The sequence below is a fragment of the Bauldia sp. genome, assembly GCA_037200845.1.
GTDB lineage: Bacteria > Pseudomonadota > Alphaproteobacteria > Rhizobiales > Kaistiaceae > DASZQY01.
Map to the genome: position 1 here is coordinate 1541390 of JBBCGQ010000001.1, position 15310 is coordinate 1556699.

General features: G+C 66.8%; 15 protein-coding genes. 11 read left to right on the forward strand and 4 right to left on the reverse strand.

The window, feature by feature from the left end:
- Positions 1-30: 30 nt before the first annotated feature.
- Entirely contained in the window at positions 31-1629 is a 1599-nt protein-coding gene (cimA, locus tag WDM94_07470) for a citramalate synthase (GenBank protein ID MEJ0012459.1), read from the forward strand.
- 193 nt (positions 1630-1822) lie between these two features.
- On the opposite strand, the gene WDM94_07475 is transcribed toward cimA, so the two are convergent.
- Positions 1823-2437 carry a TIGR00730 family Rossman fold protein gene (locus WDM94_07475; protein MEJ0012460.1) on the reverse strand — a complete coding sequence of 205 codons (615 nt, stop codon included), beginning with the start codon at positions 2435-2437 and terminating at the stop codon, positions 1823-1825.
- Between the two features lie 159 nt (positions 2438-2596).
- Here WDM94_07475 and WDM94_07480 point away from each other — a divergent pair, with 159 nt between their 5' ends.
- From WDM94_07480 to WDM94_07500, 5 genes are all read left to right on the forward strand, one after another.
- Entirely contained in the window at positions 2597-4066 is a 1470-nt protein-coding gene (locus WDM94_07480; protein MEJ0012461.1) for a LysM peptidoglycan-binding domain-containing protein, read from the forward strand.
- Positions 4067-4073: 7 nt separating this feature from the next.
- On the forward strand, positions 4074-4445 hold the full coding sequence (locus WDM94_07485) for a hypothetical protein (GenBank protein ID MEJ0012462.1): 372 nt from the start codon (positions 4074-4076) through the stop codon (positions 4443-4445).
- Positions 4446-4579: 134 nt separating this feature from the next.
- Complete coding sequence (locus tag WDM94_07490; protein ID MEJ0012463.1) at positions 4580-5407, forward strand: glycosyltransferase family 25 protein; 828 nt, start codon at positions 4580-4582, stop codon at positions 5405-5407.
- A 124-nt stretch (positions 5408-5531) separates the two neighbouring features.
- Complete coding sequence (locus WDM94_07495) at positions 5532-7439, forward strand: ABC transporter ATP-binding protein/permease (protein MEJ0012464.1); 1908 nt, start codon at positions 5532-5534, stop codon at positions 7437-7439.
- A gap of 208 nt (positions 7440-7647) precedes the next feature.
- Positions 7648-8358, forward strand: coding sequence for a phosphatidylserine decarboxylase (locus tag WDM94_07500; protein ID MEJ0012465.1), 711 nt, complete (start codon positions 7648-7650; stop codon positions 8356-8358).
- Here WDM94_07500 and WDM94_07505 read toward each other — a convergent pair.
- On the reverse strand, positions 8355-8558 hold the full coding sequence (locus WDM94_07505; protein ID MEJ0012466.1) for a hypothetical protein: 204 nt from the start codon (positions 8556-8558) through the stop codon (positions 8355-8357). The two genes, WDM94_07500 and WDM94_07505, sit on opposite strands and share 4 nt — an antisense overlap.
- A gap of 131 nt (positions 8559-8689) precedes the next feature.
- Here WDM94_07505 and puuE point away from each other — a divergent pair, with 131 nt between their 5' ends.
- Positions 8690-9604 (forward strand): allantoinase PuuE, encoded by a 915-nt coding sequence (gene puuE / locus WDM94_07510; GenBank protein ID MEJ0012467.1) that lies wholly within the window; start codon positions 8690-8692, stop codon positions 9602-9604.
- Here the strand turns inward: puuE and WDM94_07515 are convergent.
- Positions 9601-10509 carry a dihydrodipicolinate synthase family protein gene (locus WDM94_07515; GenBank protein MEJ0012468.1) on the reverse strand — a complete coding sequence of 303 codons (909 nt, stop codon included), beginning with the start codon at positions 10507-10509 and terminating at the stop codon, positions 9601-9603. The genes puuE and WDM94_07515 overlap by 4 nt on opposite strands.
- Before the next feature lie 24 nt (positions 10510-10533).
- Complete coding sequence (locus tag WDM94_07520) at positions 10534-10833, reverse strand: PilZ domain-containing protein (protein ID MEJ0012469.1); 300 nt, start codon at positions 10831-10833, stop codon at positions 10534-10536.
- A gap of 442 nt (positions 10834-11275) precedes the next feature.
- Here WDM94_07520 and WDM94_07525 point away from each other — a divergent pair, with 442 nt between their 5' ends.
- The 4 genes from WDM94_07525 (at position 11276) to WDM94_07540 (ending at position 15168) form a co-directional block, all read left to right on the forward strand.
- A complete protein-coding gene (locus WDM94_07525; GenBank protein ID MEJ0012470.1) occupies positions 11276-12370 on the forward strand; it encodes an ABC transporter substrate-binding protein in 1095 nt (364 codons plus the stop codon).
- Between the two features lie 94 nt (positions 12371-12464).
- A complete protein-coding gene (locus WDM94_07530) occupies positions 12465-13304 on the forward strand; it encodes an ABC transporter permease subunit (protein ID MEJ0012471.1) in 840 nt (279 codons plus the stop codon).
- Positions 13301-14089 carry an ABC transporter permease subunit gene (locus tag WDM94_07535; GenBank protein ID MEJ0012472.1) on the forward strand — a complete coding sequence of 263 codons (789 nt, stop codon included), beginning with the start codon at positions 13301-13303 and terminating at the stop codon, positions 14087-14089. The genes WDM94_07530 and WDM94_07535 overlap by 4 nt, the downstream gene beginning before the upstream one ends.
- 5 nt (positions 14090-14094) lie before the next feature.
- Complete coding sequence (locus tag WDM94_07540; protein ID MEJ0012473.1) at positions 14095-15168, forward strand: ABC transporter ATP-binding protein; 1074 nt, start codon at positions 14095-14097, stop codon at positions 15166-15168.
- Positions 15169-15310 lie beyond the last annotated feature (142 nt).

The window sequence follows — 15310 nt, forward strand, 5'->3', positions numbered from 1 at the left end:
GGCATGTGTCGCCCTCGAAACGAGCCGGAAATGACCAAGGAACGCCTCTACCTGTTCGACACGACTCTGCGCGACGGTGCGCAGACGAGCGGTGTCGATTTCACGCTGGAGGACAAGATCGCGGTCGCCGCCATGCTCGACAAGCTCGGCGTCGACTACGTCGAGGGCGGCTACCCCGGCGCCAACCCGACCGACACCGCCTTCTTCCAAGGCAAGCGGACGAGCCGCGCAAAATTCACCGCCTTCGGCATGACCAAGCGCGCCGGCGTTTCGCTGTCTAACGATTCCGGCCTCCGCGTCCTGCTCGACGCCGAGGCGGACGCGATCTGCTTCGTCGGCAAAACCTGGGACTACCAGGTGCGCGTCGCGCTGCAGACGACCGAGGCCGAGAATCTCGACGGCATCCGCCAGTCGGTGACCGCGGCGCGCCAGGCGGGCAGGGAAGTGCTGCTCGACTGCGAGCATTTCTTCGACGGCTACAAGGCCAACCCGCAGTATGCGCTGGCCTGCGCCATGGCGACATATGAATCCGGCGCGCGCTGGGTCGTGCTCTGCGACACCAACGGCGGCACCATGCCGGAAGAGATCGAGGCGATCGTGCGCGAGGTGGCGCAGTCGATCCCCGGCGATCACCTCGGCATCCACGCCCACGACGACACCGAGCAGGCGGTGGCGAATTCGCTGGCCGCCGTGCGCGCCGGCGTGCGCCATATCCAGGGCACGCTGAACGGCATCGGCGAGCGCTGCGGCAACGCCAACCTCACCTCGATCATCCCGACGCTGCTCCTGAAGCCGGCGTATGCCGACCGCTTCCAGACCGGGGTCACCGCCGAGGGGCTGGCGAACCTCACCGCGCTGTCGCATCGCTTCGACGAACTGGTGAACCGCGCGCCGAACCGGCAGGCGGCCTACGTCGGCGCCAGCGCCTTCGCCACCAAGGCCGGCATCCATGCCTCGGCCCTGGCGCGCGACCCGAAGACCTACGAGCACGTCTCGCCCGAGACGGTCGGCAACCGACGCCACGTGCTGGTGTCGGATCAGGGCGGCAAGGCGAACCTCATCGCCGAGCTGTCGCGCATGGGCCTGACGGTGGCGAGGGAGGACCAGCGCCTCGACACGCTGCTTCGCGAGGTCAAGGAGCGCGAGTCGCGCGGCTACGCCTACGAGGGCGCCGCCGCCTCGTTCGAGCTGCTGGCGCGGCGGCTGCTCGGCGGCGTGCCGGCATACTTCGCCGTCGAAGGTTTCCACGTCACCACCGAGCAGCGCCACAACGCGCTGGGCGTGCTCGTCTCGGTGTCGGAGGCCGTGGTCAAGGTCGTCGTCGGCAATGAGCGCCTGCTCAACGTCGGCGAGGGCAACGGCCCGATCAACGCGCTCGACCAGGCGCTGCGCAAGGACCTCGGCGCCTATCGCGACGCCATCGCCGACCTCGCGCTCATCGACTACAAGGTGCGCATCCTGAACGGCGGCACCGAGGCGGTGACGCGCGTGCTGATCGAGTCGACCGATGCGTCGGGAGACTCGTGGTTCACGGTGGGCGTGTCGGAGAACATCGTCGATGCCTCGTTCGAGGCGCTGAACGATGCCATCGTGTACAAGCTGCTCAGGGCAGGGGCGAAGGCGGCCTAGCCTCCCCGGCCTTGCGCTTCTGAGGCACACCCCTCCCCAAAACCGCTGCGCGATTTTGGCCCTCCCCCAAGGGGAGGGCTCAAGCGGAGTTTGTCGGAGCGTGGAGTTTCAACAAGGATGAACTCTCCCCTTGTGGGAGGGTCAAAACGCCGAAGGCGTTTTGGGGAGTGGTGTCTGTCCTCCCCGCCGGTGGCTAAAGCCTGGCGTCCACCGGCTCGTCCAGCTCCGCCCTTGGCAGGGCCGCGATCTTGGCGCGGATCGTCGGGATCACTTCCTCGACCGTGTTGACGAAGCTCACCGGCAGGTCCGTGTGGTTGCCGAGGAAGGCCTTGTGCAGGAAGCCTTCCTGCGTCATGCGCTCAAAGAGCGCGACGAGCGGATCCCAGAAGCCGTTGATGTTGACGATCAGTACCGGCTTGGCGTGCTGGTCGAGCTGCGCCCAGGTCATCACCTCGACGACTTCCTCGAGCGTGCCGATGCCGCCGGGCAGCGCCACGAAGGCGTCGGCGCGCTGGAACATGATGCGCTTGCGCTCGTGCATGTCGGCGGTGACGATCAGGTCGTCGACCTCGCGCAGCATCACTTCGCGGTCCTTGAGGAACTGCGGGATGATGCCAGTGACCTCGCCGCCGCCTTCCATGACGGCACGCGCCAGGATGCCCATCAGGCCGACGGCGCCGCCGCCGTAGACGAGGCGGACGCCGTTCTTCGCCAGCGACGTGCCGAGGTCGCGCGCCGCGTCGGCATAGACGGGCGCGGCACCCTTGTTGGCACCGAGATAGACGCAGAGGCTTTTCAGTTCGGCCATGATCTGATGTGGCATTCGGTGGGATCGGGCGTCAAGTTTGGCGCGCTAGTTGCACGCTCATGAAGTAGGAAACCACGATGACGATTGCTTGTGGCCCTTCGCGGGCGGCGTATAGTAGTTGAAATCACGAGGTAAATTCGTGGATTCGGGTGCGCGTAGATGAACGACCGTGGTCCGGCGAGGTTCCTTGGCATCGTCCTGTTCGTCGTTCTCGTCGGCGGGCTGACGGCCTACGAAATCTCGTCGATCCATCGTTCCCAGGAAGGCGCCACGGCGCAGCTTGAGCCGCCGGCCGCAACACCGCCGGCCAAGCCCGAAGTTGCGGCGGTCAACCCGACCGATGTCCAGCCGCCCGGCAAGGGCGCTCCCGCCGTCGAGGCCGCGCCGCCCCTGCCGTCGTTCGACGTCGTTCGCGTCGAGCCGAGCGGCGAGGCGGTGATTGCCGGCCAGGCCGAGCCGCAGTCGAAGGTCGAGGTGCTCGACGGCACCGCGCCGATCGCGACCGCCGAGGCCGACCAGAACGGCGAATGGGCAATCGCGGTCGACAAGCCGCTGGCGCCCGGCACGCACGACGTCGCCGTCCGCATGACCTCGAAGGACAGCGCGACGCAGACGCTTTCCGATCAGCGCGTTACCGTCTCGGTGCCCGAGAAGGGATCGAAGGACGTGCTGGTCGTGATGAATACGCCGGACGGGGCCAGCAAGATTCTGCAGGTGCCCGCCGCCACGGCCGCGCCCGGCGCACCCGTTGCCGGTGGCGAACAGGTCGCTGCCGCCCCGCCGTCTGCGACGGAACCCGCACCGGGCGCCACCGCCGACGCATCGCCCACCACCACCGAGGAGCCGGGCGCGCAGACTGCGGTCGCCGCGGCGCCGCCGGCCAGCGACGCCGGCACGACGACATCGCCTCCGCCGTCCGCGGGTGAGCAAGTCGCCGCTGCCGAGCCGCCGGTCGCCGCCGAGGCGCCGATTGCGGGCGAAGCGCCGATCGCCGGCGAGCCGCAGATTGCGGCCGAGGCGCCGGTGACCACCGACGCGCCGATCAAGGCCGAGCCGCCGATCGCGACCGGCGACCAGCAACTCGCCAAGGCCGAGCCGCCGAAGCCGGAAGTGGCCGTCGCCGCCGTCGAGGCCGATACCTCGGGCTCGGTCTACATCGCCGGCACGACCAAGACCGGAGAGACGGTGCGCGTCTACCTCGACGACAAGCCGCTCGGCGAGGCCCAGCCGTCGCCGTCGGGCACGTGGCTGATCGAGACCAAGAAGGACCTGCCGGCCGGCAAGTACACGGTGCGCGCCGATCAGGTTGACACCAGCGGCGCGGTCATCGCGCGCTCCGAGGTGCCGTTCGAGCGCGAGGTCGAGGTCGCCATCCTGAAGCCGACCGGCCAAGCCGGAACAGCCGCGGGCGCCGGCGGCGCCACGCTCACCGGCGCCATGCCGGAGATGGAGACGGTGATCATCAAGCGCGGCGACAACCTCTGGCACATCGCGCGCGGCGCCTGGGGCAAGGGCATCCGCTGGTCGACGATCTACCAGGCCAACACCGACCAGATCCGCAACCCGCACTGGATCTACCCCGGCCAGGTTTTCATCATGCCCAAGGGCAGCGTCACCTGGACCGATTGATCCCGCGATGAACACCTACAAGGTCACCGGTGTCGGCGACGCCGCGCTCGCCGATCGCGCCACCGGCTCGCTCACCATTCGCACCAACAAGGGCGACGTCGCGCTGCAGGCGAAGGCCGAACAACTGGATCAGCTTGTCTCGGCGCTCGAGCAGCTCGTCTTCACCATGTCGCGCGGCGGCGCGTCCGGGTCGGGCGGGCTGATGCGCGTCGAGATCGCCGACGGCCACCAGATCGGCATGGCCACGGTCAACAACGAGAAGATCGTGACGCTGGGCCTCGGCCTCGGCGACAACCGCGTGCTGCGCTGGTACGGCCTGGACAAGGCGAAGGCCGAGGCGCTGGTCCGCGACCTGACCGCCGAAATCGCGAAGCTTTGAGGCTCGCCCGCAGTTTTCCGGACGCGCATGATCGCCGGTTGCTGCCACTATTGCATGTATTTTTGCTTTTCAACAATCAGTAGTTATATTGCCGCTGGAGGCTGCTACGTGGGCGGGCGACAGGGTGCAGGACCGTGGAGGTCTCGTGGGCGGGCGCGTACATAAATCTCGAACGGTCGGCTAATCGGCGTCGCGCCATGGAACGGCGCCTGGCGGCCGCCTGCCTCGGCGCCCCCTATCGACGGTTCGTTGCGGTGGATGGAACCGCGCTTCCCGCCTCGCGCTCGATCAGCGCCGGAGCTTTGGGGTGCTGGCACTCGCACGCCGGCGCCCTGCAGGCTGCCCCGCGCGACGGTCGCTTCGTGCACATCCTCGAAGACGACGTCATGCTCTCGCGTCACATCGCCGATGCGCTCAAGACCGCCATTCGCAGCGAGGCGATCGAGGCCTACGACATCGTTTTCACCGACACATACCTGCAGGACAACGTCAATTTTCTTCGGTTTCTGAAGGGATCGTTCGACAAGTTTCTCGCCGACGGCCGGCTGCAATTCATCGATCTCAAGGGAATTCCGCTGGGCGGCACGACGTCCTATCTGGTCAATCCGAAGTCGCTCGGCCGGATCGCGTCGCTGCTCGCCGGCGAGGTGGCGCGCGGGCCGACCGTGCCCATCGACATCTATCTCCGCGAACAGGTCAGTCGCGGCGCGCTGAAGGCCGGCTGCCTCTTCCCCTTCGTGACGTGCCCCGTCGCGGACGAGGCGTCGACCATATCGGCGCAAAGCGCGACCGACAGCGTCATGCTCATGTTGCGCCGCGCATTCTTCATTGACGCCGAGTTCAAGGCCGCGGCGCGGACCGCACGCAACTGGCTGGGCGGGCAACTGCCGGCCGACGATCAGCTCGATTTCATCGCCGACCTGCTGAAATTCTGCATTTCATCGCGCTTCCGGCCGCGCTAGACGGGCAGGGCTGCGACAGATTTCTTGAATTCTTCCAGTTTAGGGCTATCTCGGCTGCACCGATGCGCCCCGATCCCCTTACTCACCCCCATATCTGCTCATGAGCGCCGTTGACGACGTGCCTATGCCGGCGCCGGTTCCCTTGAAGCGCGAAACGATGCTGATGACGCTGGTGCGGCTGTGGCCGTACATGTGGCCGGCCTCGCGCCCCGACCTCAAGATGCGCGTGATCTGGTCGCTCGGCGTGCTCGTCGCCGCCAAGATCATCACGGTGCTCGTCCCCTACATCTACAAGTGGACGACCGACGCGCTGACCGCCAAGCCGGTGAACGGCACCGTCAGCGTCACGACGCTGCTCACCGTGCCGGTGATGCTGGTCATCGCCTACGGCGTCGGCCGCATCCTCGCCAACGTCTTCAACAACCTCCGCGACGCGCTGTTCGCCAGCGTCGGCCAGCACGCCGTCCGCAACCTCGCCTACGTCACCTTCGTCCACATGCACGAGCTGTCGCTGCGCTATCACCTGCAGCGCCGCACCGGCGGCCTGCAGCGTGTCATCGAGCGCGGCGTCAACGGCATCGAGACGATCGTCCGCTTCACGATCCTGAATACGCTGCCGACCTTCATCGAGTTCGCGCTCGCCGCCGGCATCATCGCCTACCAGTTCGACTGGAAATATCTCGTCGTCGTGGTCGTCACGATCATCGTCTACGTCTGGTTCACGGTGAAGGTGTCGGACTGGCGCATCAAGATCCGCCGCGACATGAACGAGTCCGACCAGGACGCGCATTCCAAGGCGATTGACTCGCTGCTCAACTTCGAGACGGTGAAATACTTCGGCAACGAGAAGCTCGAGGCGCGCCGCTACGACGGCGCCATGGAGCGTTACGAAAAGGCCGCCGTCCGCATCTGGACGTCGATCGCGTGGCTCAACATCGGCCAGATCGTGATCTTCTCGATCGGCACCACGGTGTGCATGGTCATGTCGGCGCAGGCGGTGACCGCCGGCACGCAGACCATCGGCGATTTCGTGCTGATCAATGCCCTGCTGCTGCAACTGTCGATCCCGCTCAACTTCATCGGCATGGTCTACCGCGAGATCAAGCAGGGGCTGATCGACATCGAGGCGATGTTCGATCTCCTCGAGGTCAAGCCCGAGATCGTCGACGCGCCGGGCGCGAAGCCGCTGCAGGTCGCCGGCGCCGAGGTGCGCTTCGAGGACGTCAAGTTCCACTACGACCCGGACCGCGAGATCCTGCGCGGCGTCACCTTCCGCGTGCCGGCCGGCAAGACGGTGGCGATCGTCGGCCCGTCGGGCGCCGGCAAGTCGACCCTGTCACGGCTGCTGTTCCGCTTCTACGACGTCACCGGCGGGCGCATCGCCATCGACGGGCAGGACATCCGCGACGTGACGCAGGAGTCGCTCCGCGCCGCCATCGGCATGGTCCCGCAGGACACGGTGCTGTTCAACGACACCATCGCCTACAACATCCGCTACGGCCGCCCGGACGCGACCGAAGCCGACATCGTCGCCGCCGCGGCCACGGCGCAGATCGCCGAGTTCGTCGAGGAGCTGCCGCAGAAATACGCCACCGAAGTCGGCGAGCGCGGCCTGAAGCTTTCCGGCGGCGAGAAGCAGCGTGTCGCCATCGCGCGCACGGTGCTGAAAGGTCCCGCGATCCTGATCCTCGACGAGGCGACGTCGGCGCTCGATATCCATACCGAGCGCGAGATCCAGGCGGCGCTGGACCGCGTCTCGGCCAACCGCACGACGCTGGTCATCGCGCATCGCCTGTCGACCATCGTCAACGCCGACGAGATTCTCGTGCTCGACGACGGCGAGATCGTCGAGCGCGGCACGCACGAGGGTCTGCTCGGCCAGAGCGGCCTCTACGCCTCGATGTGGAACCGCCAGCGCCAGGCGGCCGAGGCGGCGGCCATCCTCCAGCAGACGGCGGCCGGCGACGCCGCCCGGCTTATCGGGCCTGAGGAGACGAAGCCGTTCATCGACGAGGCGGCGTTCGAGAAGTAGCACTCTTCCCGCAGGGATGAGCGGAGGTGGCGGACCTGCAGGGCCGCCTCCCCACGTTCGTCATTCCGGCGAAAGCCGGAATCCAGCGCACCACTAGCGGCCGGGATTGATGCCAGCGCCGGACCTCCGGCTTTCGCCGGGGTGACGCGGGAGAGGGGAGACGGCCACCTCCCTTCACATCCACCGGCCGCCGTGCTTCCGTCCCGTCATGACCACCGCGGAAACCATCATCGTCTCGATCCGCAAGATGCTCGTGCCGGTGCGGCCCGAGGGCTACCCGTTCATCGCCATCCTCGCCGTCGTCGCGCTGTTCTTCGGCTGGTACTGGCAGCCGGTGCTGTGGGTAGGGCTGATCCTTGCCTTCTGGTGCGCGTATTTCTTCCGCGACCCGGCGCGCGTGACGCCGCAGGACGAGGCGCTGGTGATCAGCCCTGCCGACGGCCGTATTGTGGAGGTATCGCTCGGCGTCGCGCCGAAGGAACTGGCGATGGGCGAGCAGACGCGCCGGCGCGTTTCCATCGTGATGAGTCTGTTCGATTGCCACGTCAACCGCTCGCCGGTCGCCGGCCGCGTCCTTCGCGTCGTCTACACGTCGGGCCGGCGCGGCAGCGCCGACATCGACCGGGCGAGCCCCGGCAATGAGCGGAACGGCTTCGTCATCGAGACGCCGAACGGCCCCGTCGGCGTCGTGCAGATCGCAGGGCTGGTGGCGCGGCGCATCGTCGGCTTCCGTGCCGCCGGCGATCCGCTGGCGCAGGGCGAGCGCATCGGCCTCATCCGCTTCGGCTCGCAGGTCGATCTGTATTTGCCCGTCGCCGCCGGCATCGTCGTTGCCGAGGGGCAGACGGCGATCGCGGGCGAGACGGTGATCGCGCGCTTCGGCGGCGGCAATGCCGACCGCCGCGTCAGGATCGACTAGCGGCGATACTCGGTGAGCAGTTTGACGCGGTCGGCGAGTGGAATGTTCGGCGCCGCCTTGCGCATCGCTCCGAGCGCCGACGAGCCCGTCTCCGGCGCCATCAGCACGAGAATCTGGCGGAGCCGCGCAATCTGGATGTCGATCTGCTCGCTGACTTTTTCGTCGTCGGCGGTTGTCAGCCGCAAGTGGGGTTTACCCATGGCACAACGTCCCAATCTCAAGCCAGCCCATGGGCCAGCTTGGGCGGTTACGGTTAATGTTCGCTTAAAAGACGGGCTTCGCATCCGCGCCGCCTCTGGGCCATCATGAGGCGTGCGAAGGAGAGGGGAAAATGGCTGAGAAATATCCGCGCGACATGATCGGATACGGGCGCAATCCGCCCGACGCCAAGTGGCCGGGCGAGGCGCGCGTCGCGGTGCAGTTCGTCGTCAACTACGAAGAGGGCGGCGAGAACAACATCCTCCACGGCGACGCCGCGTCGGAGGCGTTCCTGTCCGAGATTGTGGGCGCTCAAGCCTGGCCCGGCATGCGCCACGCCAACATGGAGTCGATCTACGAGTACGGCTCGCGCGCCGGCTTCTGGCGGCTGTGGCGCATGTTCACCGAGCGCCAGGTGCCGGTGACGGTGTACGGCGTCGCCACCGCCATGGCGCGCAACCCCGACGTCGTTGTTGCGATGAAGGAAGCCGACTGGGAGATCGCCAGCCACGGCCTGAAGTGGGTCGAGATGAAGGACAAGACCGAGGCCGAGGAGCGCCGCGACATCGCCGAGGCGGTGCGCATCCACACCGAGATCACGGGCCAGCGGCCGCTCGGATTGTACCAGGGTCGCTCGTCCAACAACTCGATCCGGCTGGCGGCGGAGGAGGGCGGCTTCGTCTATTCCTCCGACGCCTACGCCGACGATTTGCCCTACTGGATCGCCGGGCCGAACGGTCCGTTCCTGATCATCCCCTACACGCTCGACGCCAACGACATGCGCTTCGCCACGCCGCAGGGGTTCAATTCAGGCGACCAGTTCTACGCCTATCTCAAGGACTCGTTCGACACGCTCTACGCCGAAGGCGAGCGCGGCAGTCCGAAGATGATGTCGGTCGGCCTGCACTGCCGCCTGGTCGGAAGGCCGGGCAGGGCGGCGGCGCTCGCCCGCTTCATCGACTACGTCCAGTCGAAGGAAAAGGTCTGGCTGCCGCGGCGCATCGACATCGCCTGGCACTGGCACGCCCACCACAAGCCGAGGGCCTAGGCGGCGGCGAACAGTCCGGCGATGGCGGGATCGGCCAGCAGCGCCGCGCGTCCCGCCTCGTCGAGCGGCAGCAGCGGCGGCCGCACGCTCCGCCACGCCGGATCGCGATAGCGCTCCGCCAGCACGACCTTGACCGAAGAGATCAGCCCGCGCGCCTCGGCGGCGCGGCGGACGGCGTTGACGTCGTCCTGCCGGCGTCCGGCGTCCGGTGCCTGCCACTCGCGCACCAGCGTCGCGATCGCCCGCGCGTTGATGTTGGCGGTCGCCGAGATGCAGCCGACGGCGCCCGCCGCCATCGCGGCAACCGCGTGCGTCTCCGCGCCCGGGAAAACCGCGAAGCCGGGAAACGCCTCGATGATGCCCTTGATGCGCGGGAAGTCGCCGGAGGAATCTTTCATGCCGACGACGACGCCCGGAAACGCCGCGATCAGTTTCGCGATCAGCTCGAGCGAGAAGCCGACCGCCGTCTGCTGCGGGATATGATAGAGCAGCACGCGCGGCACCTGCGCGCCGCATCCCTCGATCAGCTTGGCGATGAAGGCGAAGACGCCCGCGTCGGTGACGCCCTTGTAGTAGAACGGCGGCAGCAGCAGCACGCCGGCGCTGCCCAGTGCCGCGGCATGGCGCGTCAGCGCGATCGCATCGGCGAGCGACGCGGAGCCGGTGCCCGGCAACAACTGTGATGCCGCGATGCCGCTGGCGACGCACGCGTCGATGACGCGCCGCCGCTCGTCGAGGCCGAGGGAATTCGCTTCGCTGGTGGTGCCGAGGATGGCGAGGCCCTTCGCGCCGTCGGCGATCATCGCGCGGCCGTGCGCGACGAGGCGCGTGGTATCTACCGCTCCGGTTTCGTTGAAGGGCGTGGCGGCAGGCGGCCAGAGGCCGGTGAGGGGCGAGAGCGACATTGCCCCTGAATATCAGATTTTATTTCAGGCGGCCTGCGGCACGTCGTCGAAGGAGACGCCCATGGCGTTTTCGGTCCGCCACCGCACCGTGCAAGGATGGCGCGGTACAGGCGCGTCGTACTTCAGCTCGAAATGGCTGGGGATGCCGAGCCCGCCGACCTGCAGCAGGGCGCCGGTCTCGGAGATGTTGCGGATGACGCAATCGAACACCGAGTAGCCGCCCTGAATGACGATGGTGGCCTTCTTCAGCGTACGCATGCGCCGGGCGACGCGCCGGTTGGCCGGGTCGTCGGCGGCAGTGGCTGGTGTAACCTGAACTTCCATGGTCGTAACCTCAGGGGAAGGCGCCCCTTCGACCCATCAAACTGCGCTTCACTTCTTTCCGGCTGGTGAAGCCGATCCGCACAAATGTAGGAATTACGGACGCATATTACGGGTTGTTGCCGGTCACAAAATCGTGCTCGTTTCGTGGGCGCATGGCCAAGGCATTAAGCCGGCTCATCTTTTCGCTGTGGATAATCTGCCGCAGGCGAAACGCCGCCGCCTTTCGAAAATCGCCCGAGGGCGCTGGCGAGCCGGCGCGTTTGGCCTTAACCTTGCGCTTCGGGCGTCGCCGGTCGCCGGACCGGTCGCCGAGGCAAGATGCGGCGCGAGGGGGATCCGGCTCGCCTGACATGGAACCGTTATGAACCGGTGCTAGCAGCGGCCGACGGCCGATTAGTGCGCCGGCAATATTTTCAAAATTGACCCAACAAGGGGAACAAGAATGATCAAGCAACTTCTGCTGTCCGTCTCGGTGCTGGCGATTGCCGCATCGACGACGATTGCCTACGCCGAGCCGTCGCAGGAACTGATCGACGCGGCGAAGAAGGAAGGCCAGCTCACCACGATCGCGCTGCCGCACTACTGGTGCGGTTACGGCGACCTGCTCACCAAGTTTACCGCCAAGTACGGCATCACCATCAACGAGCTGAACCCGGAAGGCGGCTCGGCCGACGAAGTCGAGGCGGTCAAGGCCAACAAGGGCAACACCGGCCCGCAGGCGCCGGACGTCATCGACGTCGGCCTCGGCTTCGGTCCCTCCTCGAAGGCCGATGGCATCATCCAGGCCTACAAGGTCTCGACCTGGGATTCGATCCCCGACGAGGCGAAGGACGCCGACGGCTTCTGGTACGGCGACTATTACGGCGTGCTGGCGTTCCTCGTGAACAACGACCTCGTTCCGAATGCGCCGACGTCGTGGGCCGACCTGCTCAAGGACGGCGCCCCGCAGTTCGCCCTCGGCGGCGATCCGCGCAAGGACAACGTCGGCATCCTCGGCGTTTACGCGGCTGGCCTCGCGGCTGCCGGCGGTGACGCCACCAAGGCGGCCCAGGCCGGTCTCGACTACTTCAAGCAGTTGAACGCCAAGGGCAACTTCGTGCCGGTCAACGCCCGCGCCAAGGACATCGCGGCCGGCACCGCCGGCGTGATCGCCTCGTGGGACTACAACACGCTTGCCTGGAAGGATGGCTTCGCGGGCAACCCGAAGGCTCAGGTCATCGTGCCGTCGGATGCCGTCGTTGCCGGTGTGTACGTGCAGGCGATCAGCGCCTACGCGCCGCACCCGAACGCGGCCAAGCTGTGGATGGAGTACCTCTACTCCGACGAAGGCCAGATCGGTTACCTCGCCGGCTATTGCCACCCGATCCGCTTCAACGATCTCGTGAAGCGCAACGCCGTCCCGGCCGACCTCCTGGCCAAGCTGCCGGACCCGGCGCTTTACGCCAAGGCTGTCTTCCCGACGCTCGACCAGCAGGCGGTCTTCAAGAAGGCCATCTCCGAAGGCTGGGACAGCACCGTGGGAGCGAATGTCAAGTAGCAGCCCTATCGCTGCCGAAATGGCGCCGATGGCCGACCCGGTTTCCGGGTCGGCCACGGCGAGCTTCGGGCCGCCCCGCCGCTGGTGGCGGGAAATGTCGCTCGGTCAGATCCTCGGCATCGCGCCGTTCATCGTCTTTTCCGTTCTGTTTCTTATCGTCCCGACCATCAACCTGGTGGTCAGCGCCTTCTTCGACGAGACCGGCCACCTGACGATCCAGAATATCGTCGATCTCGGCCAGCCCCAGATCCTCAGGGCCTACTGGGTTTCCATCAAGGTGTCGGCGGCCTCCGCCGCGCTCGGCGCGGTCATCGGCCTGATCATCGTCCTCGCCGTCATCCGCGGCCGCCTGCCGGAATGGATCCGCGCCTCGCTCATGACCTTCTCGGGCGTCGCCTCGAACTTCGCCGGCATACCGCTGGCGTTCGCCTTCGTCGCCAGCCTCGGCCGGCTCGGCATGATAACGCTGCTGTTCAAGTTTCTCGGCGTCGACATCTATCGCAGCGGCTTCAACCTGCTGTCGTTCTGGGGCCTCACGGTCACCTATCTCTATTTCCAGATTCCGCTGATGATCCTGATCATCGCGCCGGCCGTCGACGGCCTGAAGCGCGAATGGAGCGAAGCGGCCTCCACCCTTGGCGCCACGCCGTTCCAGTTCTGGCGGTATGTCGGCTTGCCGGTTCTGTGGCCCAATCTCCTGGGCACGCTGTCGTTGCTATTCGCCAATGCTTTCGGCGCCGTCGCCACCGCCTACGCGCTGACCGGCTCCTCGCTCAACATCGTGCCGATCCTTCTCTACGCGCAGATCAGCGGCGACGTGTTGCATAGCCCCGGCCTCGGCGCCGCGCTGGCCCTTGGCATGGTGGTCATCACCGGATCGGCCAACATCATCTACCTCGTCGTGCGCACGCGCGCGGAGAGGTGGCTGAAATGAACCGCGGCAAGCCCTGGGCGTGGCTGATCTTCGCGCTGACCGTGGTCTATTTCATGGTCCCGCTCATCGCGACCGTCGTCTTCTCGCTGCGCATTCGCCGGGACTACCTGTCGCTCGATGCGTACTGGTCGGTCATCCAGGACCCCGACTTCCACGCGACCTTCATCTATTCGCTCATAGTCAGCCTGCTAACGATCGTCGTCGGCGCCGTCATCGTCGTGCCGGCAGCCTATCTCGTCCGCCTGCGCCTGCCGCAGCTTCGTCCCTTCGTCGAGTTCGTGACGCTGCTGCCGCTCATCATCCCGCCGCTGATCCTCGTGTTCGGCTACCTGCGCATGTACAACACGAGTTCGTGGCTGCCGCTGACCGGCAGCACGCTCGGCACCAACATCCTGCTGATCCTGGCCTACGCGGCGCTCGGCCTGCCTTACATGTACCGCGCGGTCGATACCGGCCTGCGCACCATCGACGTGCAGACGCTGACCGAAGCGGCGACCATTCTCGGCGCCAACCAGGTGACCATTATTGCCCGCGTCATCTTCCCGAATATCCTGGTCGCGGTCCTTTCCGGCGCCTTCCTCACCTTCGCCATCGTCATCGGCGAGTTCACCATCGCGAGCCTTTTGGCCCGCCCGGTGTTCGGCACATACCTTCAGCGCATCGGCATGGTGAAGTCTTACGAGCCCGCGGCGCTCGCCATCATCGCCTTCGTGATAACCTGGGGCGCGATGGGCATGATCCAGTTGCTCGCCCGTTTCGCGCCACGCACCGCGGCAAGGAGCTGATCGAAGTGGCCGAAGAGTTCCTCCGCATCGAGAATCTGGTGAAGACCTTCAACGGCAACACCGTCGTGAAGGGTGCCAATCTCACCTTCGGCAAGGGCGAACTGGTAACGCTGCTCGGGCCGTCCGGCTGCGGCAAGACGACGATCCTGCGCATGATCGCCGGCTTCGAGCAGCCGAGCTCCGGCTCGATCTTCGTCGAGGGCAACGACATCACCAGCCTGCCGCCCAACAAGCGCAAGATCGGCATGGTGTTCCAGGCCTACGCGCTGTTCCCCAACATGAACGTCGCCGGCAACATCGGCTTCGGCCTCAAGCTTGCCGGCATGCCGCGCGAGCAGGCGCGCGCCCGCGTCGACGAGATGCTCAAGCTGATCGGCCTGCCGGGCTACGGCAGCCGCTTCCCGTTCGAGCTGTCGGGCGGCCAGCAGCAGCGCGTCGCACTCGCCCGCGCCATTGCGCCGAGCCCGCGCATGCTGCTGCTCGACGAGCCGCTGTCGGCGCTCGACGCCAAGATCCGCGTGTCGCTGCGCGAAGAAATCCGCGCCATCCAGCGCGAGCTGGGCATCACCACGATCTTCGTGACGCACGACCAGGAAGAAGCCCTGTCGATGTCGGACCGCATCGTGGTCATGAGCGCCGGTCACGTCGAGCAGGTCGGCGCCCCGTTCGAGGTCTACAACTTCCCGAAGACGCGCTTCGTCGCCTCCTTCGTCGGCACCCTCAACATCGTCAACGCCACGGTGGTCGATCCCTCCGCCGGCCGCGTCTCGATCGACGGCCAGGAGATCATCGCGGCACGCGGCGTGTCCAACACCACCAAAGGCGACACCAGGCCGCTGGCGCTCCGCCCCGAGGCGCTCGCCCTCAACCGGCCGAACGGGCAGGGCAACCACCTCCAGGGCACCATCGAGGAGGTCAACTTCCTCGGCGCCATCGTGCGCGTGCATGTCCGCTTCCGCGACAACGCGGTCTCCATCGACACCTTCAACAGCCCGAACACCCCCCCGCCGCGCCGCGGCGACGCAGCAACAGTGAGTTTCGCGCCGGAAGACGTTCTCATGCTCGAAGGGGCGGGGTAGTCTCCAGCCGGAACGGGCCACGGCGGCCTCGGACGGCGGAGGCATGGGTGGCAGAGGCGATAAACGCGGCGGGTTTGCGGACCGAAGCTGCGCCAGGGGCGCACGCTGGCCGCACCTGTGACGCCCGGGCTTTGAACCGTCG